The following is an 18574-nucleotide window of genomic DNA, read 5'->3' as shown; positions in this document are numbered from 1 at the left end:
GCCGCCATTATCCGGTTTTTCAGTTGGAAGTCTTGTGCTTTCAATCGCCGCACTCAATGACTCGACGCACCTCCCAAGGCCTTCAACAGTACCGGATCATGCCCATAGATATCCGGGGCATAGAGCAAGGTTCCGTCACCAGCGACTTGCACCGTCCAATAACCGAGCAGGATCGGCACCGGCGCGACCAGTCTGAATTCATGGGTGGTGCCGCTGGCCAATAACTCCTCGGTCCGGGCACGCTCGGCCGGGGTCAGCAGCAGGTCCCGTAGGTGCATCGGCTGCTCGACCCGCACACAACCCGAGCTGAAAGCCCGCGGCCCCTTGGCAAACAGCGGCTGGCTGGGGGTGTCGTGCAGGTATACCGAAAAGGGATTGGGGAACCGCAGGACGATCTTGCCCAGCGGGTTCCGTGGACCGGCCTCCTGGCGCAGCATGATATTGCCGGGCCGCTCCCAGTCGATGGCGTCCGCTGCCAGGGGATTGCCTGCACTGTCCAGGATCTGCAGGTTCTGCTGGCTCAGGTAGGCCGGATCCTGACGGATAGCCGGCAGCTTGTCCTCACGCATGATGGTCGGCGGCACGGTCCAGGTCGGGTTCAGGGTCAGCCGGGTGACCCGGGATTTCAATAGCGGTGTCTGCCGATCGGCACGTCCTACCTGAAGGCGTGTCTGCCACACCGGCGCGCCGTCGTGATAGACACTCAACCGGGCCGCCGCGACATTGACCAGCACCCCCTCGGGCTCCAGATCCGGTGCCAGCCAACGAAAGCGTTCAAGGTTGATCCGCAGCTGCTCGCGCCGTAGTGCCGGGCTGATATTCAGCTCGGTCAGGGTGCCTGGCCCGATCACCCCATCCCCCTGTAGCGAATGGCTCAGTTGGAAGTGCTTGACCGCGCTGCTCAGTTCCTCGCCGTAGGTTTTTTCAGGACCGCCGGGCAGGCTCTCCAGATAGCCCTCGGCGAGCATTCGCTGCGCCAGCGCGGGTATCCGAGCGTCCTCCATGCCGGGACGCAGCAAGGTTCCACCCGCGATCGCTTGCCAATGGGCCAATGGCTGCAGACGCTGCTCCGCGTAGACCCGCCGCAGGCTGCGGTACAACTCGATATTCGGCCGCGCCTGATCAAAGGCCAGGGCCATATCCTGCAGCCCCGTCGCCGCCAGCGTCAGGACCTCGGCGTCGACGTCCCGGGTCGACGGCTGTGCATGCCAGAGCGGCTCGAAGCGCGCCTGCTGCAAACGACCGTAACGCAGGTCCTGCAAGGCTTGCAGATACTGCCGGCTGATTTCGACATCGGTACACAGCGCGTTGCCGGCTCCCGTGTCCTGGGGCAACGGGTAACGCGCCGGGTCCAGGCCGTCATCGGCCAACAACGGCAACTGCGCCTGCAAGGCCGACAGACGCCCGCTGACGGACCAGACAGGCGCATCATTCTGAGACTGGTAAAACGCCTGCAAACGCTGCTGTGCCGACGTGTCCAACTGTGCGACCAGGCCCGGGCACTCGGTCGACAACTGCGTCAGGAACGACGGCAAAGGCATGGGCAGATCGGTGAGCAGGTCTTCTGCTGTCGCGACCAGTGGTGCCACGAGCAGGTAAATGCTCAAGTAATATGCGTGTTTTTTGAACAACGGCTTGACTCCAATCCACGGTCGTCGCATTGATAGTTCACAGCTGCAACAGAAGCGAAAAACCTTCAGGCAGCCTGTGACCACGCTGCCCGAAGACCGTTGGGAGGCGCGAGCCTGGATTGACGGCCGAGGCACTCTTCAACATGCTGACTTCTTGCTCCCGACTCTGCCTGATTATTCTGACCCTGGCTGCACCCTGCAGTTCTGCCCTGGCCGCCAAGGGCCATGAACCGACGCTGTACCGCAGACTCGCCCACGCCGCGCCGGAACTCAACCCCCTGGTTCTGAAAAACGCCCTGAGCGCCATGCAATGCGCCATCAACAGCGGCCTCGAACAATCCGAGCGCCTGGCGGTGATCGACTACTCGCAACCCTCGACCAAGCGGCGCCTGTGGATCTTCGACCTGCGCAAGAAGACCCTGGTGCTGCGCGACCTGGTCGCCCATGGACAAAAATCCGGAGAGAACTTCGCCACCCAATTTTCCAATCAGGTGGGCAGTTATCAATCCAGCCTGGGCCTGTTCCGCACCCAGGAAAGTTACGAGGGCACCCATGGTTATTCCCTGCGCATGGACGGCCTGGAGCCCGGTTTCAATGACCGCGCCCGCGACCGTGACATCGTGATTCATGCAGCCGACTACGTGAGCCCCCTGTGGAGCAAGCGCGAAGGCCGTCTCGGCCGCAGCCAGGGCTGCCCCGCCGTCCGCCCGCAAGTGGCGCGGCAGGTGGTCGACAAACTCAAGGACGGCCAGTTCATGTTTGTCTGGTACCCCGACAAGCACTGGCTGAAATCCTCGGCCTATCTCAACTGCAAACCCCAGCAGATGGCCAGTGCCACAGTCCCCGGTGGTTGATCCCCAGGGGAAACAGCACCTCTACCTCGGATGGTCTTGGCGCAGCCTGTACTGCGCCATCAGTTTGTCCAGAAACCCAAAGAGCTTCTGGTTCATTTGCCCATAGTCATTGGCCCGAAGGGCTGCCGGTTGCTGGACGAAACGGCGGCCAGTGGCCTCCACGAGTTCGCTCTCCGACGCGGCGATAAGCCGCTCCACGACATCGAGGGTGAACTCCATATGGCATTGAAAGCCATACACGAGCGGACCGTATTCAACGATCTGCCGCGGGCAGCCTTCGCTATAGGCCAGGATCCTGGCGTTCTCGGTCAGGCCGGGCATGTCGTTGTGCCAATGTCCGACCTCGAGGACGTCGCCGAAATGAGCGACCTTGTCGTTGCCCTTCCCCGCCTCGGTGAGGGTAATCGGGTACTTGCCGATCTCTTTCTCGGGACTGTGACCGAACCCCGCCCCCAGCGCCTCACCGAGCAGTTGGGCACCAAGGCAGACACCCACCACGGCCTTTTGCGCCGTAACGGCTTTGGCGATCAGCGCACATTCGGCGGCGGCGTCGAAGTGCGGACACTCTTCCCGGGTGGTGGCCGGTGACTGAGGACCGCCCAGCACCACCAGCAGATCGATGTTATCCACGTCCGGGAAAGCATGACGCTCATAAACCCGCGAGTAGCTTGCCTCGTAGCCACGTTCTTCAACCCAGGCCTCGTAGGCACCCGGCGACTCGAATGCTTCGTGAACGACGAAATGGACTTTCATTGAAACTCCTCTGGTGACAGTCCCTGTTTGGTACCCGCCCTCGAGGATGAAGTCCAGTCATCTTTCATCATGTGGGATGAGCCTTGCTGATAGCATTTTGCCGTATACCAATAAGTCGACAGGAAGCGCGTTTTGAAAAGCAAAAAAGGACTGCTGATTACAGCATACGCGAACCGGATAGCACGCCTGATTATCGGCCTACCCCTGCTAAGTGCGGCGTTAGGAGTGCCCATTGCGCATTCTGCACAGAATCCAGCGACGCCCGGCCCGAGCTTTTCATGTAGGGCGGCGAATAACGCCATCGAAAAGCTGATCTGTAGTGATCCAGGGCTATCCACACAGGGTCGAACAATGGCCGTGCTGTTTGCCGCGTCCCGTACGGACGCGTCAGGTCGGGGTCTATCACAGCAGCAACCCCTGCAACGACAATGGCTAAAGACCCGCGATAAGCAATGTTCGAGTGGTGATATGCACGCGTGTCTTGTCAGCACCTACGATGAGCGGCTGAACACACTGGCCATTGCGGCGCTTTTCCAGGCACCGGATGTCGCACTGGCAGAGCTTGCTCGACAGAACCCCGAATCCGCCCCGTTGTACGAAGCCATCTATCGCTACGCGACCATCGAGAATGACGCCGATCGTGCGACAGCGGTGGAGAAACTGATTGCTCCGGCTTTCGAAGTGATTCACGACAAACCATGGGCAACGCCTTTGTCCGATATCAAAGACACACATGACGTGGTGTCATCGGACAAAAACTTCTCCACGTTTCTGAATGTCGCATCGGTCAGCGATTATGCGCTGACGATGCCGTGTTCGGCGTTTGTACGACGGCCCGGATTGATCGACGTATTGGACTCGGTCTACGCCGGAGCCATCGACGGTCGACTGATCCGCAGTGACTGCGAAGCGATGACCTCACGCTTGCAGAAGGCGGATCAACTGACAAAAGCAGCGGTTGCGGTACAACCCAACTGTCCAGGCACCATTCGCTTCAGCCTCGAACGTGACTTTGACAAAACGCTGCTTCTCCTTCGTTTACACCGCACTGAAGCATGGGAGGCACAAGCACTCAATACCAGCTCCCGTGCCGAGAACGAAAACAATGGCGAACCGGGGAAAAACGTCGACAAACCGAGCTTTATCGCAGGGCATCAGGTGTCAATTCGTGACGCGGCCTATGAGCTGGCGACCTACTATTCAAGCCACTTCGGTGTCCCGCCAGTCCTTGCAAAAGAACAAGCTCGGAGGGCGGTGAATGCAATCATCTCCGGGGCCTACAACCTTTGTGAGCGGGGTTAGGAACATGGAGCGGATCGAGCCAACAATGGTCTTCACCCTCCCCCCGGAACTCCCGGATATTCCGGGCAGCAAGCTCATGGGAACGTTCAGAGCCCGGTTCGCCGTCAGGCCCAAGCGAGGGCAACGCGGTGCTGTTCTGCGCTCCATGCTCAGGAAAGGAGAGCTTTGCATCACCGATGAGGAAGTCGTACTCATCAAGTCGAGTCGCAGGCTGTTCCGACGTTCCACCGAAACGAAACGGGTCATCCCGCGCAGCCAGATCTTTGATGCCAAAACCATCAGAAAGTATGTCTATTTCGACATTCATGGCCCCGACGGCATCCAACACGTCTTCCTGATCGCATCCAGCCGCAACGCTGCACAACAAATCCTCGAATGGCTCCCCGGACACGCAACGCCTGCCCATGAGGCCGAGCAAATAGCCCTGTCCAGCTACTCCGAACGGATCCGGACACTGGCACCGATCACATGGGCCACCTACGGGCTGATCGCGATCAACGTGCTGGTTTACCTCGCGATGTGCGCGGGTGGTGTTGGTGTCATGGCGCAGAACTTGGCAATGACCGTCAAATGGGGCACGAACTTCGGCCCTGACACACTGACGGGGCAATGGTGGCGCCTGCTCACATCGGTGTTCGTCCATTTCGGCCTGATCCACCTGATGCTCAACATGTTCACGCTGTACCAGATCGGCCGGCTGGCCGAGCGCCTGTACGGAAGCGGCCGATTCCTGATGTTGTATCTGTTTGCCGGTGTCACCGGCAGCATTGCCAGTTTGCTATGGCATCCGATGATCAACAGTGCGGGGGCGTCGGGGGCGATTTTCGGGGTGTTCGGTGGACTGTTGGTGTTCGTACTGAAATACCGCCACGAGTTACCGAAGTCGATTGCCGTACAGCAACGCGTCTCCATACTGGTACTCATCGGGTACAACCTGCTCTACGGTTTTACCCACCCGGGCATCGACAACGGCGCCCATCTCGGCGGCTTGCTGGGCGGCGTGTTACTTGGCTTGACCCTGGCCAGCTCGCTCAACCCGACGGTTCGCACAAAAGTGGCGCTTGAAAGCACCTTGTTTTCCTGTGCACTGGTACTCGCCGTCCTGATCGCATCAGTTTACCCGTTGGCGCGCTCCAGCGAGACTGCCCGTGAAGAGATTCAATTCAGGGCACTGGTTCTCAGCCTCGGCCCGACCGAGCAAAAAACCATGAAAGAGATGGCCGCGCTCCTGCGCCAACCTACGGATACGCCAGGCAAAAGAGCGATGATAGCCATTGCCATCTCACGAGAGGTCGTCCCGCAATGGAACAAACTGTATACCGCCGTTGACAACGCCCGCCTACCCGCCAATTCGCCGCAAATCGTGGTCAAGTCAGCCATGCTGCGCTACTTCGACGACATGCGAAAAATGTGTCGCTTGAGCTCAATCATGATCGCGCGCGAGCCCACGCCGGATCCGGCATTGCTGGCCCAGGTCAAGACGCTCAAGAGTGACTCGATGGAACAGATCGCCGTGCTTCAGCGACTGGCCGCGGCCAACAAGCAAGGTGGGCGTCATTGAAAGCGGCCATCCCCGAGCCTGCTGATCACCAGCGGCACGCCCAACGCCGCAGGGAGGCCAATGAGCGTATCACGGGCCCGATGAAACCTTGAACAACCCGATCGGGTGAACACATTCACCGTCACCAGTCTGTCCATGATTGGCCGCCTCCAGGTTGCGGCCGGGGCAATCCCGGCCTATGTTCCAAGCGATACATTTATCTGCAACCAGCCGCCCCAGCCTGCTGTCCATCCAATACGAACGCCCCCGTAACGAGGTGACACATGCCGAACAACTCCCGCCCCGCCGTACTCGAACTGATCGGCAATACGCCGCTGGTGCGCGTCAGCCGCTTCGATACCGGTCCGTGCACGTTGTTCCTCAAACTTGAATCGCAGAACCCTGGCGGCTCGATCAAGGATCGTATCGGCCTGGCAATGATCGATGCGGCCGAGCGCGATGGGCGCCTGCGTCCCGGCGGCACCATCGTCGAAGCGACTGCCGGCAACACCGGTCTCGGCCTGGCCCTGGTCGGCCGGGCCAAGGGCTATCGGGTCGTGCTGGTGGTCCCCGACAAGATGTCCACCGAAAAGGTCCTGCACCTCAAGGCCATGGGCGCCGAGGTGCATATCACCCGCTCCGATGTCGGCAAGGGCCATCCCGAATACTACCAGGACGTCGCCGCGCGGCTGGCGCGGGATATTCCCGACGCGTTCTTCGCCGATCAATTCAACAACCCGGCCAACCCGCTGGCCCATGAAACCAGTACAGCGCCAGAGATCTGGGCACAAACCCAACACGACTTGGACGCCATCGTCGTCGGCGTCGGCTCGGCCGGCACCCTGACCGGGCTGACCCGTTTCTTCCAACGCGTACAACCGGACCTGGCCATGGTCCTGGCCGATCCCGTCGGCTCGGTAATGGCCGAATACAGCCGCAGCGGCACCATCGGCACCGCGGGTTCCTGGGCCGTGGAAGGCATCGGCGAAGACTTCGTCCCGTCGATTGCCGACCTGTCCAGCGTGCGCAAGGCCTATTCGATCAGCGACGAAGAAAGCTTCGACCATGCCCGCCAACTGCTGCGCGCCGAAGGCATTCTCGGCGGCTCCTCGACCGGCACCTTGCTGGCCGCGGCGCTGCGTTATTGCCGCGAGCAAACCGAACCCAAGCGCGTCGTCACTTTTGTCTGCGACACCGGCACCCGTTACCTGTCCAAGGTCTACAACGACCAGTGGATGAACGACCAGGGCTTGCTGAAGTACAAGCACTACGGCGATCTGCGCGACCTGATCGCGCGGCGCTTCGAGGATGGCCGGGTGATCAGCGTCGGTCCGGACGACACCCTGCTCACCGCCTTCCAGCGCATGCGCCTGGCGGACGTGTCGCAGCTACCGGTGCTGGTGGACGGCCAACAACTGGTGGGCGTGATCGACGAATCGGATATCCTGCTGGGTATGCATGACGACGCGACCCACTTCCGTCTGAGCGTGTCCAGCGTCATGACCAACAAACTGCAAACCCTGGCCCCCACCGCCAGCCTGGCTGAACTGCAGGCCGAGCTGGCTCGCGGGCTGGTGGCGATTATCGCCGACGCCTCGGGCTTCCATGGCCTGATTACCCGCGTCGACCTGCTCAATCACTTACGGAGATCCCTTGCATGAGTCAGCACGACAAGTCCGCCGCCCCCCGCGCCTTTGCTACCCGTGTCATTCATGCCGGGCAGTCGCCGGACCCGACCACCGGTGCGCTGATGCCGCCGATCTACGCCAACTCCACCTATCTGCAAGAGAGCCCCGGGGTGCACAAGGGCTTCGACTACGGTCGCTCGCACAACCCGACACGCTTTGCCCTGGAGCGCTGCGTGGCCGACCTTGAGGGCGGTACCCAGGCTTTCGCCTTTGCCTCCGGACTGGCGGCGATTTCCACCGTGCTCGAACTGCTCGACGCCGGCACCCATGTGGTCTCCGGCAATGACCTGTACGGCGGCACCTTCCGCCTGTTCGACAAGGTTCGCCAACGCAGCGCCGGGCATCGCTTCAGCTACGTCGACCTGACCGACCTCGGCGCCTTCGAAGCGGCGCTGCAGGACACTACGCGGATGGTCTGGGTCGAGACGCCGAGCAATCCCCTGCTGAGCCTCACCGACCTTGCCGCCATCGCCCGCATCTGTCGCGATCGCGGCATCATCTGCGTCGCCGACAACACCTTTGCCAGTCCGTGGATCCAGCGTCCGTTGGAGCTGGGCTTCGACATCGTGGTGCACTCCACGACCAAATACCTCAACGGCCACTCCGACGTGATCGGCGGCATCGCGGTGGTCGGGCAAAACGCCGAACTCGCCGAACGCCTGGGCTTCCTGCAAAACTCGGTGGGTGCCATTGCCGGGCCCTTTGACGCCTTCCTCACCCTGCGCGGCGTGAAGACCCTGTCGCTGCGCATGGAGCGCCATTGCAGCAACGCCCTGGACCTGGCGACCTGGCTGGAGCGTCAGCCACAGGTGGCGCGCGTCTACTACCCGGGCCTGCCGTCACACCCACAGCACGAACTGGCGCGTCGGCAGATGCGTGGCTTCGGCGGGATGATTTCGGTTGACCTGAAAAGCGACCTGGCCGGGGCCAAGCGCTTCCTCGAAAGCGTGGAGATCTTCGCCCTGGCCGAGAGCCTGGGCGGCGTGGAAAGCCTGATCGAACACCCGGCGATCATGACCCACGCCAGCATCCCTGCTGAAACCCGCGCGCAACTTGGCATCGGCGATGGGCTGGTGCGCTTGTCGGTCGGTGTCGAGGATGTCGAAGACCTGCGGGCGGATCTGGCGCAGGCATTGGCACGGATCTAAACCCCGCAGCGCAGGCCACCTTCAATGAAAGTTGGTGGCCTGCCGTCTTTATTTTAAACTGCGTTTTCCATCGGGCTGATTGAGTGGCCCAGCATCCCCTGTAATGCCAATCCCCATCACGCCCCCTCCGCAGTCGGCGCTAACAACATGATCGAAGTAACCGAAGTTTCCATTGCCCAGCTGCGTGCTGCGCTCGAATCCGGCCAGACCACGGCGGTTGAGCTGGTCCAGGCCTACCTCGCCAGGATCGACGCCTACGACGGCCCCGACACGCCTACCGCCCTCAACGCGGTAGTGGTTCGCAACCCCGATGCCCTCAAGGAAGCACAGGCCTCCGATGCTCGCCGGGCCAAGGGCGAAACACTGGGGCCACTCGATGGCATTCCCTATACAGCCAAGGACAGCTATCTGGTCAAGGGGCTTACCGCCGCTTCCGGCAGTCCGGCCTTCGCCAAGCTGATCGCCCATCGCGACGCGTTCACCATCGAACGGCTACGCGCCGGCGGTGCCATCTGCCTGGGCAAGACCAATATGCCGCCCATGGCCAACGGCGGCATGCAGCGCGGGGTCTACGGCCGGGCGGAAAGCCCGTACAACGCCGGCTACCTCACCGCGCCGTTCGCCTCGGGCTCATCCAATGGCGCCGGGACCGCAACCGCGGCCAGCTTCGCGGCCTTCGGCCTTGCGGAAGAAACCTGGTCGAGCGGACGTGGACCGGCTTCGAACAATGGCTTGTGTGCCTATACCCCTTCCCGGGGCGTGATCTCGGTGCGCGGCAACTGGCCGCTGACCCCGACCATGGATGTGGTCGTGCCCTATGCCAGGACCATGGCCGACCTGCTCGAAGTGCTCGACGTGGTGGTAGCGGAAGATCCCGATACCCGTGGCGATCTGTGGCGAATGCAACCCTGGGTACCGATTCCGAACGTGGCCTCGGTGCGTCCCGCGTCCTATGGCGCACTGGCCGCCGGCACCGATGCACTCGCCGGCAAACGCTTCGGTGTGCCGCGTATGTTCATCAATGCCGATCCCGAAGCGGGCACCAGCGAGGCCCCGGGGATCGGTGGTCCGACGGGGCAACGCATCAACACCCGGGCTTCCGTGATCTATCTCTGGGAAGCCGCGCGCAAGGCCCTCGAAGCGGCCGGTGCCGAGGTGGTGGAAGTCGACTTCCCGCTGGTCTCCAATTGCGAAGGTGATCGTCCCGGTACGCCGACGGTGTTCACCCGGGGCCTGGTGTCCAAGGAGTTCCTGCACCATGAGTTGTGGGATCTGTCGGCCTGGGCCTTCGATGACTTCCTGCGGGCCAACGGCGATCCCGCGTTGAACCGTCTGGTAGACGTGGACGGGCCGAAGATTTTCCCCCACGACCCCGGCACCCTGCCCAACCGCGAAGGCGACCTGGCCGCCGGCATGGACGAGTATGTGCGGATGGCCGAGCGTGGCATTACCCCTTGGAACGAGATCAGCACCCTGGCTGACGGACTGCGTGGGCTTGAACAGACCCGTCGTATCGATCTCGAGGAGTGGATGGATCGCCTGGGGCTCGATGCGGTGCTCTTCCCGACGGTGGCCGACGTCGGTCCGGCGGATGCCGATATCAATCCGCAGTCGGCGGATATCGCCTGGAGCAACGGCATCTGGGTCGCCAACGGCAACCTCGCCATCCGCCATCTGGGTGTGCCCACGGTCACTGTGCCGATGGGCGTCATGGCGGATATCGGCATGCCGGTCGGCCTGACCTTCGCTGGCCGGGCGTATGACGACTCAGCGCTGCTTCATCTCGCTTCGGCATTTGAATCGACCGGGACCAAGCGCTTGATCCCGCCTCGTACGCCGGCATTGGCGACAGGCAACCAGTAACCGGGGATGGGATTGGGGCCGTGCGGGCTCCAATCCCCTTTCAGCCCTGGAGGGCTTTTTCAGGTAATAACGCTGGTGTCCGGGAGGGCAATCCGGCAACCCGGTCGAATCCTGCGGCACGGGGTGACATCACAATATCGGCGAGCCAAATCGGCGAAATCGCGGCATCCAGTGATCCAAGATCTCAGCCGACGCCAGGATATGGTGCGCATGCCCGATCAACAGCCGGCGTGGCACAAAGCCGATATACCTTGAGTCCGCGCTGTCATCACGGTTATCCCCCAACATGAAGTAATGGTCGGCAGGCACCACAACAGGACCGAAATTCCGTAAGGCGCGTACCGTCGGCATAAACTGAACGGAGCGCTGACTCTTGTCCGCGAGCTCAGTCAACTTGATACCCGGGACTGACTGGCCAGAGGCGATAGGTTCGATGATGTCCTGCGCATTCAGGTAGGTTGCAGGGGTACCGTTGACCCACAGCACCTCATCCCTCATTTCCAGCGTGTCGCCAGGAATACCCACGATCCGCTTGATCAGGCGGATGCCATCCTTGGGTGAGGTGAAGGTCACGACATCGCCCCGGCGAGGATTATCAACCTTGACCAGGGAGATATCAGTGAGAGGCAACTTGAGGTCGTAAGCCACCCGATTCACCAGCACCACATCCCCCTCAACCAAGGTCGGGCGCATGGATCCGGAGGGGATGGGATTCCAATCGGCCAAGGATGTGCGGAAAACGCCAAAGCACAGCCAGAAAATAATGACGTAACGGTACCGGCTCAACCAACGTCGCATACATCCTCGCAATACAGAAAGGGCTGCAGAGAACGCTCCTGGCATCCGCCAAGCAACCCAGGGTCATTTTTTGCCTACGTTTACTACAGCGCAAACAGCTTACATGAACCGCGCAGCGACTGGCGATGCCGGTCTCGGAGTGTGTTGTTCGACCGGGACGGAGGGTTCAGCTTTTCCCCAACAACGCCAACAATCGCTCGACATCCCCCCGCCCCCGCTTGGCCCGCGGCACAAACGCACAATACCCATGCCCAAGCTTCAACGAAACAGCGGAAAGCGCGATCAAGCGCCCTGCCTCCAACTCTCGCTGGGCAATCGCCTTCTGCCCCAATGCGATGCCCATGCCCAACCTGGCCAGCGTCACCGACAAACTCGATAACCCCGAGCGCCGACCATGGGCAGGGTCCGGCGGATTGTCCAACCGCTCGGAGGCGAACCAGTCGCTCCACGTAGGGTGCGACGCATAATTGGCCCCCCACTGCGTATGAATAAACAGGCTCTGGTGAACAGGCGCGAGGTCGAAGTCCTTGTTCCCATGTCGGTACCACAACTCCGGCGCGCACACCGGCAGCACTTCGTCATGGAACAAGGGAATGGCCTCACACGCAGGATAGTGATAGTCCCCGTAACTGACCCGCAGGTCCACGTCATGTCGGGCGAGGTCAACGGGGTCGTCCTCCACACGGACATCCACCGACAGTTGCGGGTAGAACTCCACAAGTTCCATGAGCTTGGGCGCCAGCCAACATTCCGCCAGGGAAAACGGCACGCTGACAATCAGCCGGGTGCGAATCTCGCCTTCCAGGGTGCGCAGGGTCATCGCGGCAATTTCGTTCAACGCCCGCGAGGTTTGCGGGTACATCGCCAAGCCTGCATCGGTCAGGGCCAGGCGATTACCGTTGCGGACGAACAGCTTCTTGCCGAAGAAGTCTTCCAGATGACGGATTTGCTGGCTGACGGCCGCGGATGACACCCCCAGCTCAGCCCCCGCCAACACGAAACTGCCCAGGCGCGCGGCGACCTCGAATGTACGCACGGCATTGAGCGGTGGTAAGCGTTGCATAAGCGCTCTTCCCCTAAGTTTTACTAGGGGGAGCCTAACAATTTGTGCCGTTGTTGCGAAGTTTTTCGTGGGGTAAGTTGAGGCCATCTACAACGAGAGGGTCATCATGAACAACGTCATGGATCTTGAGCGCTTTCCACTCGACCGCGAAGGCAGCGATGGGTGGAATGAACTGGTCGATAGGTGCCGTACCGAATTGAAGCGCAACGGCATGTTCAACCTGGAAGGCTTCATCATGGCCGACGCGGTGCGTCAGGCGGCTGAGCACATTCGGCCAACCATGAGCCGTGAATCCCATACCCACAGCCGCACCCACAATATTTACTTCAAACCGACAATCGAGGGTTTGCCGGCGGATCACCCGGCGCTGCGCCGGGTCGAGACGGTCAGCCATACCCTGTGCGCCGATCAACTCAAGGGCAGCCTGGTGAACGAGGTGTACGAGTACCCGCCATTGCTGGCCTTTCTGGCCGCGGTCATGGAGAAGCCACAATTGCACCTTATGGCCGACCCCTTGGCCCGCGTCAATGTGATGAGCTATCGCCACGGCGAGACCTTGAACTGGCACTTCGATCGCGCTGAATTCACCACCACGCTGATGCTCCAAGCGCCCGACGAGGGCGGTGAGTTCCAGTACAGCAGCGACTTGCGTAGCGCCGATGATCCCAACTATGCCGGCGTCGCCGAGTTGCTCGAAGGGCGTGATCCGCAGGTGCAGACACTCAGGTTGCGCGCGGGCACGCTGAATGTGTTTCGCGGTAAAAACACCGCCCATCGCGTCACCCCCGTGCGCGGTGCCCGGGAACGCATGGTGGCGGTGTTCTCCTACTACGAAAAACCCGGCGTGCTGTTCAGCGCCGAGGAACAGCTGGGCTTCTATGGCCGAACGGCCTGATCCATCCGTACCACTCAAACAAGAAGATCACCCGTCACTGCTTGCCCCTGCCGAACCTTTTCGAACTCTTTGGGGAAACACATGCACGCCATCACTCGCTCCACCCGCACCCTTTTTACCTGCTGCGCCCTGAGCGGCGTGCTGTTCACCGGTATGGCCACGGCCAAGGATTGGACCACCGTCCGGGTGGCCACCGAGGGGGCTTATGAACCTTGGAACAGCACCCTGCCGAACGGCGAGATTTCCGGTTTCGAACCTGAGTTGCTGAAGGACCTGTGCGCGAGAATCCAGCTTGAGTGCAAGCTCCAGGCCCAGGACTGGGACGGCATGATCGCCGGGATGAATGCCGGCAAGTTCGACATGCTGATGGACGCCATCGTTATCACGCCAGAGCGCCAGGCCATCGTCGATTTCTCGCGGCCCTATGCGGCCACACAAGGTGTGTTCGTCAGTGCCACGCCGGCGATGATCGCAACCGCGCCAAGCACGCAGACGGTAAAACTCAGCGGTGACCCCATCCAGGATCAGGCCGCCATCGAGAAACTCAAGGCACTGGTCAAAGGCAAGACCATCGGCATCCAGTCGGGAACGGCCTACACGGACTTCGTGGAGAAAAACTTCAAAGGCGTGGCGACCATCAGGACCTACAAGAAGTCCGGTGAGCACATGATGGACCTGAACGCCGGCCGCATTGATTTTGCCTTTGACGACGTGACGTTCTTTTCCTCCGCGCTGCAAAATCCCGAGAACCAGGCGGTGCAGATGGTCGGCCCGAAGATTGGCGGACCGATCTGGGGCCCGGGTGAGGCGCTGGCGTTCAGAAAGTCCGATGCGGACTTGAAGGCCCGGTTCAACCAGGCTTTGAGCGCAGCCTTGGCGGACGGGACAGTCAAGAAACTCTCGGAAAAATGGTTCAAGGCCGATATAGCGCCTTGACACCCTTATAAGGGGGCGGCATCTACTGCGAGCCTTATCAGCAGCCATAGATGCCCTAACGCTCATAATTCATTTGAAATGCTGGCTATTTGCCGGTATTTCTATGCGCCTTTTTTAAGAGCAAAGAAGCTGAATTTCTTGAACCGGGCTGAAAGTAAAATCGGGCAGACTCCGTCGAGGAACCGGAACGGGTTTGCCATGGGCCACTTCTGCGTCTGGCTGGTGTTCGGCACTGTTTTCTATCTGGGCCACGAGTTGGACCGGATCTTTGGGCTTTATCTTCTCCTGGTCCCCCTGCTCGTTATCCCTGCCCTGATCGCCTCGTGTGCTTTTGTCATAGGCCTTGTGGCCAATCTATGGGCCCGTCGATGGCGAAGGTTGATGTCTGTTGTCGCGGCACCCGCCGTGACGATCGGGCTACTGGCGGCATCGACCCATTATCAAATAAGCCCCGAATGGATTCATTTTCAGCTGACCCGCAGTCATTACACGGAACTGGTGCGCAACCTGCCCGGACCGTCTCCCAAGTATCAGGAATGGGACTGGGGTGAAACCGGTGGAGCCGGCAGCGCAAATATCTTCCACAGTCTTGTCTACGATGAAACGGACAACCCACTTAATCGGCCCGAACAATCGGGACACAATGAAGCGATCTCTTCAGCGCGACCGTGTGGGGATCATTTCTTTTTAGTCACTGATACTTTTCAGTGAATGGTAAAAAACCTTTCTTAAGGCACGGGACCGAGCTTCCTGCCGATTCGCGGGATGTAAGACGAATAGGCTTCGGCCACCAGGGCTGTTATCTGCTCGACGTCATCTTGAGTGGCCTTGCGAATACTCGTCTGTACATCCATTGCATGACCACTCGGAGATAGGTGATGGGGAGCGGAAACTGGCCGGCGTCAATTCCCGGCTGAAGCCGCCTTCGATCATCGCGCTAGAAAAGGCTCGATCAGCGTCGCGAACCACTCGATAAACATGCCGAGCCGGCGCGAGCGCTGTCGCCGATCAGGATATAACACCGAAACCGTCATGGGTGCCGCACGGTACGCGGACATGACTTCAACCAGAACCTCGGCCTCCAGCAGATGCCGGACATCGAACAACGGTACCTGGATCAGTCCCAGCCCGGCACAGCAGCTGGCGATATAGTTTTCAGCGTTGTTCACTACGACCTGGCTGGGCAGTGCCCGGGACTGTTCGACACCCTCGAGGACGTATTCCCAAGGTAACTCCTGGCCACCAATGGTGGGCGCGTAGCCGATACACAGATGACCGTCCTCCAGATCATCAGGATGCTCCGGCACACCCCATTCGGCCAGATACCCCGGGCTCGCGCAGTTGACCAGTAGCACCTGCCCCAAGGGTTTTACCACCAGGCTGCTGCTCTCTGGCGTGCCGAAACGGATCACGCAATCGACCCCCTCCTCTATCGGATTGATGGCCCGATCAGTGGAGCCCAAACAGAGTTGAAGTCCTGGGTAGCGACGCAGCAAGTCGGGCAATGCCGGGATGATCAGGCGCCGGGCGATGCGACTGGGCGCATCGACACTCAGCCGCCCCAAGACGTGCTGCTGATGGGTCTGGAACAGTTGGTCGATATCATCGATATCCAGCAGCACCCGCCGTGCACGCTCCAGCAACTGGCTGCCGTCGGCGGTCAGGCTGACCTTGCGCGTGGTGCGATGCAGCAGGCGCGTGCCGACATCCGCCTCCAGCTTCTGCACAGCCGCGGACACCGTCGCCCGTGGCAGTTTCAACACCCGCGCGGCCTGGATGAAACTGCCCAGCTCGGCCACCTGAAGAAAGACCCGGTACTGCTCAATTCTGTCCATAGGCCGTCAATGCTTGAGGGGTGCGTGGGCGTGCCGGGCTCGATAGCGCCTGACCACGCGTCCTTCGATGACACACACCACCAGCATCACCGCCGTGGTCAGCCAGCTCATCATCAGCAGGTCCGTGGTATAGGCGACGGGCACCAGCGCCAGCAGCAACAGCAGCCCGGCGAGATGGGATTTGGGCACCACCCGATACACCACACGCTTGTACAGAATGCTGCCGAACAGGTAGATCATCGGACCGGCCACAAGGGTAATGGCCTCGACCGTCGACAGTTGCCCGTCGGGATGCAGCATCACCAGATCGTTACCCACGGCCGTGGTGATGATCCCCGCCACCAGAATGGCGTGGATATAGTGAAAGTAGGCACCGATACGGCCAGGATCGTCGGCGCTGGTGATGCGCTGCGTGGCGTCCTTGCCGGCGGTCCCGAAGTACAACCACCACATCGCCAGGGTACCGAGGAACGTCGCTCCCAGGCCCAGCAGGATGGGCATGTCCCAATGCCCGGTTTCGCCCAGGACCGCGCCGCTGGCCAGCAGGGTTTCGCCCAGGGCGACAATCACGAACAACTGGCAGCGCTCGGCCAGATGGCCGCCTTCGATGGTCCAGTCACTCGTACGCGAACGTCCCAGGCCGGGGAAGGCGAAACCGAACATGGGCGAGATGTACTCGCACAACACGGCGATCAACCAGAGGCCAATGCGCAGCGGCCCGTCCACACAGGCACCGGCCACCCAGAACACTGCGGCCACCACCACCCAGCCGAGCATGCGTCTGAAATTGGGCGCCAGGGGATGCTCACGGGGCAGTTGCAACACGATAAAGCCCGTGCGCCCGACCTGGATCGAGACATAGGCCAGGGCAAAAACCAGTCCGCGCCCGGCAAAAGCCTCGGGGATGCTGGCGGCCATCAGCAGGGCCGGGATCATCAGGGCAAAGATCAGCCCCCGTATCAACGGCGTCTCGGGATCGAACCAGTTGGTGACCCAGCCGGTGTACTGCCAGCCCAGCCACACGGCGAACCACAGGACCAGGGTCTCCATCACCCCGACCCCGGTCAGGTGATTGAGCAGGCCGTGACTGAGTTGCGTCACGGCGAACACATACACCAGATCGAACATGAGTTCTTCGAAGGTCACCCGCGCATGATGGCCGTCGCGATGGCGAAGCAAAGGATGAGGCGCGTGCCGGTTTACGCTCATGTCCAACCCCGTGGCCTGGTAGTGTCGGGAAAAAGTGTCAACGCGCCATGCCGGGGTTGCAATGTTTTTTATCGGCTCACTTGGTGGTGTAGCCGCCGTTGATCAGGATCGTCTGGCCGGTGACCCACCAGCCGTCGCTGACCAGATGGCGAATAAACGGCACCACATCCGCGATATCCGTCAGCCCGGTATGGGAGAACGGCGACAGAGCCGCTGCGGTTTTATGGTAGTTGACCGCGTCCTGGCCTTCAGCCGGGTAAAAGAACGGGGTGTCCATCGGGCCCGGGCCTACCGCCGTCACCGAGATACCGCGTGCGCCCAACTCCTTCGCCGCGGCCCGGGTGAAGTGCTCGACGGGGGCCTTGCCACCGGCATAAGCCGCATAGAAAGGCGTGAACGCCCCCAGCAACGAGGTGACGATGGAGCAGATCTTGCCGTTGTCGTTGAGCTGTTTGCCCGCTTCCTTGATAAAGAAGAATGCGGACTTGGCATTGACCGCCATCATCTCGTCGTACTCGGCCTCACTGATATCGGACATCGGTTTTTTCAAGACTTTGCCGACGGTGTTGATCGCAATGTCCGGCCGCCCCACTGCCGCCACCGCATCCTTGAAGAGTTTTTCCACCGCACCGGCCGTGGTCAGATCGGCCTGCAATGCCACGGCCTCGGCGCCCAAGGCCTTGATCGCCGCCACAGTGGCCTCGGCGTCCGGCTGGCTGGCGGCGCTGTTGTAATGCACCACCACAGCCTTCGCACCTTGTTGCGCCAGGTCCCGAGCGATAAGCCCCCCCAGATTCTTGGCACCACCGGCGACAAGCACCACTTTACCTTTGATGGAATGGTCTGGCATGGCGTAGCTCCTGGCTGATGAAAGTACGCCACAGTCTAGAGAGGCATTGCGCAAAGATAAGCCAGTGAAGGCTGGATGAACTGTCCAGGTATTACGACCAATCGTCAGTGGCGAGCGGAGAAAGTCTCAGAAAGATCCCCGCACCTGAAAAAGCCATGACTCATCATCCACTTCTATCGACCGTTATCACAAACACCTATTTTCCATAA

At 60.9% G+C, this 18574-nt stretch carries 16 protein-coding genes; 9 read left to right on the top strand and 7 right to left on the bottom strand.

The window, feature by feature from the left end:
* Positions 1–53: 53 nt before the first annotated feature.
* Complete coding sequence (locus M5C01_RS17370; protein ID WP_152739654.1) at positions 54–1631, bottom strand: L,D-transpeptidase family protein; 1578 nt, start codon at positions 1629–1631, stop codon at positions 54–56.
* A gap of 143 nt (positions 1632–1774) precedes the next feature.
* Here M5C01_RS17370 and M5C01_RS17365 point away from each other — a divergent pair, with 143 nt between their 5' ends.
* The gene (locus M5C01_RS17365) at positions 1775–2485 is read left to right on the top strand and encodes a murein L,D-transpeptidase catalytic domain family protein (RefSeq protein ID WP_152739653.1); all 711 of its coding nucleotides are present in this window, start codon (positions 1775–1777) and stop codon (positions 2483–2485) included.
* A gap of 21 nt (positions 2486–2506) precedes the next feature.
* Here M5C01_RS17365 and M5C01_RS17360 read toward each other — a convergent pair whose 3' ends face one another.
* Positions 2507–3238: a type 1 glutamine amidotransferase gene (locus tag M5C01_RS17360; RefSeq protein ID WP_152739652.1), complete on the bottom strand. Its 732-nt coding sequence runs from the start codon at positions 3236–3238 to the stop codon at positions 2507–2509.
* A gap of 132 nt (positions 3239–3370) precedes the next feature.
* Between M5C01_RS17360 and M5C01_RS17355 the strand changes: the two genes are divergently transcribed.
* From M5C01_RS17355 to M5C01_RS17335, 5 genes are all read left to right on the top strand, one after another.
* Entirely contained in the window at positions 3371–4540 is a 1170-nt protein-coding gene (locus M5C01_RS17355; RefSeq protein ID WP_152739651.1) for a hypothetical protein, read from the top strand.
* A 4-nt stretch (positions 4541–4544) separates the two neighbouring features.
* The gene (locus tag M5C01_RS17350) at positions 4545–6101 is read left to right on the top strand and encodes a rhomboid family intramembrane serine protease (RefSeq protein WP_178129858.1); all 1557 of its coding nucleotides are present in this window, start codon (positions 4545–4547) and stop codon (positions 6099–6101) included.
* Between the two features lie 263 nt (positions 6102–6364).
* Entirely contained in the window at positions 6365–7741 is a 1377-nt protein-coding gene (locus tag M5C01_RS17345) for a cystathionine beta-synthase (protein WP_103498720.1), read from the top strand.
* Complete coding sequence (locus tag M5C01_RS17340) at positions 7738–8916, top strand: cystathionine gamma-synthase (protein ID WP_152739649.1); 1179 nt, start codon at positions 7738–7740, stop codon at positions 8914–8916. The genes M5C01_RS17345 and M5C01_RS17340 overlap by 4 nt, the downstream gene beginning before the upstream one ends.
* A gap of 147 nt (positions 8917–9063) precedes the next feature.
* On the top strand, positions 9064–10779 hold the full coding sequence (locus M5C01_RS17335) for an amidase (protein WP_152739648.1): 1716 nt from the start codon (positions 9064–9066) through the stop codon (positions 10777–10779).
* A 129-nt stretch (positions 10780–10908) separates the two neighbouring features.
* Here the strand turns inward: M5C01_RS17335 and lepB are convergent, their stop codons facing one another.
* Together lepB and M5C01_RS17325 are read right to left on the bottom strand one after the other, a co-directional pair.
* On the bottom strand, positions 10909–11577 hold the full coding sequence (gene lepB, locus M5C01_RS17330; RefSeq protein WP_152739647.1) for a signal peptidase I: 669 nt from the start codon (positions 11575–11577) through the stop codon (positions 10909–10911).
* 166 nt (positions 11578–11743) lie between these two features.
* Complete coding sequence (locus M5C01_RS17325; RefSeq protein ID WP_152739646.1) at positions 11744–12640, bottom strand: LysR substrate-binding domain-containing protein; 897 nt, start codon at positions 12638–12640, stop codon at positions 11744–11746.
* A 106-nt stretch (positions 12641–12746) separates the two neighbouring features.
* Between M5C01_RS17325 and M5C01_RS17320 the strand changes: the two genes are divergently transcribed.
* From M5C01_RS17320 to M5C01_RS17310, 3 genes are all read left to right on the top strand, one after another.
* Positions 12747–13535 (top strand): 2OG-Fe(II) oxygenase, encoded by a 789-nt coding sequence (locus tag M5C01_RS17320; protein ID WP_152739645.1) that lies wholly within the window; start codon positions 12747–12749, stop codon positions 13533–13535.
* Positions 13536–13616: 81 nt separating this feature from the next.
* Entirely contained in the window at positions 13617–14471 is an 855-nt protein-coding gene (locus tag M5C01_RS17315; RefSeq protein WP_152739644.1) for a transporter substrate-binding domain-containing protein, read from the top strand.
* 78 nt (positions 14472–14549) lie between these two features.
* Positions 14550–15182: a hypothetical protein gene (locus M5C01_RS17310; protein ID WP_152739643.1), complete on the top strand. Its 633-nt coding sequence runs from the start codon at positions 14550–14552 to the stop codon at positions 15180–15182.
* A 218-nt stretch (positions 15183–15400) separates the two neighbouring features.
* Here M5C01_RS17310 and M5C01_RS17305 read toward each other — a convergent pair whose 3' ends face one another.
* The 3 genes from M5C01_RS17305 to M5C01_RS17295 form a co-directional block, all read right to left on the bottom strand.
* Positions 15401–16306 carry a LysR family transcriptional regulator gene (locus tag M5C01_RS17305; RefSeq protein WP_152739642.1) on the bottom strand — a complete coding sequence of 302 codons (906 nt, stop codon included), beginning with the start codon at positions 16304–16306 and terminating at the stop codon, positions 15401–15403.
* A gap of 6 nt (positions 16307–16312) precedes the next feature.
* Complete coding sequence (locus M5C01_RS17300) at positions 16313–17515, bottom strand: low temperature requirement protein A (RefSeq protein ID WP_152739641.1); 1203 nt, start codon at positions 17513–17515, stop codon at positions 16313–16315.
* Positions 17516–17591: 76 nt separating this feature from the next.
* On the bottom strand, positions 17592–18365 hold the full coding sequence (locus M5C01_RS17295; RefSeq protein ID WP_152739640.1) for an SDR family oxidoreductase: 774 nt from the start codon (positions 18363–18365) through the stop codon (positions 17592–17594).
* Positions 18366–18574: the final 209 nt, after the last annotated feature.

The sequence above is a fragment of the Pseudomonas sp. MWU12-2319 genome (assembly GCF_023242525.1).
Lineage (GTDB): Bacteria > Pseudomonadota > Gammaproteobacteria > Pseudomonadales > Pseudomonadaceae > Aquipseudomonas > Aquipseudomonas gingeri_D.
The sequence above is the reverse complement of the archived record's forward strand: the minus strand, read 5'-3'. Positions and strand labels throughout refer to the sequence as shown.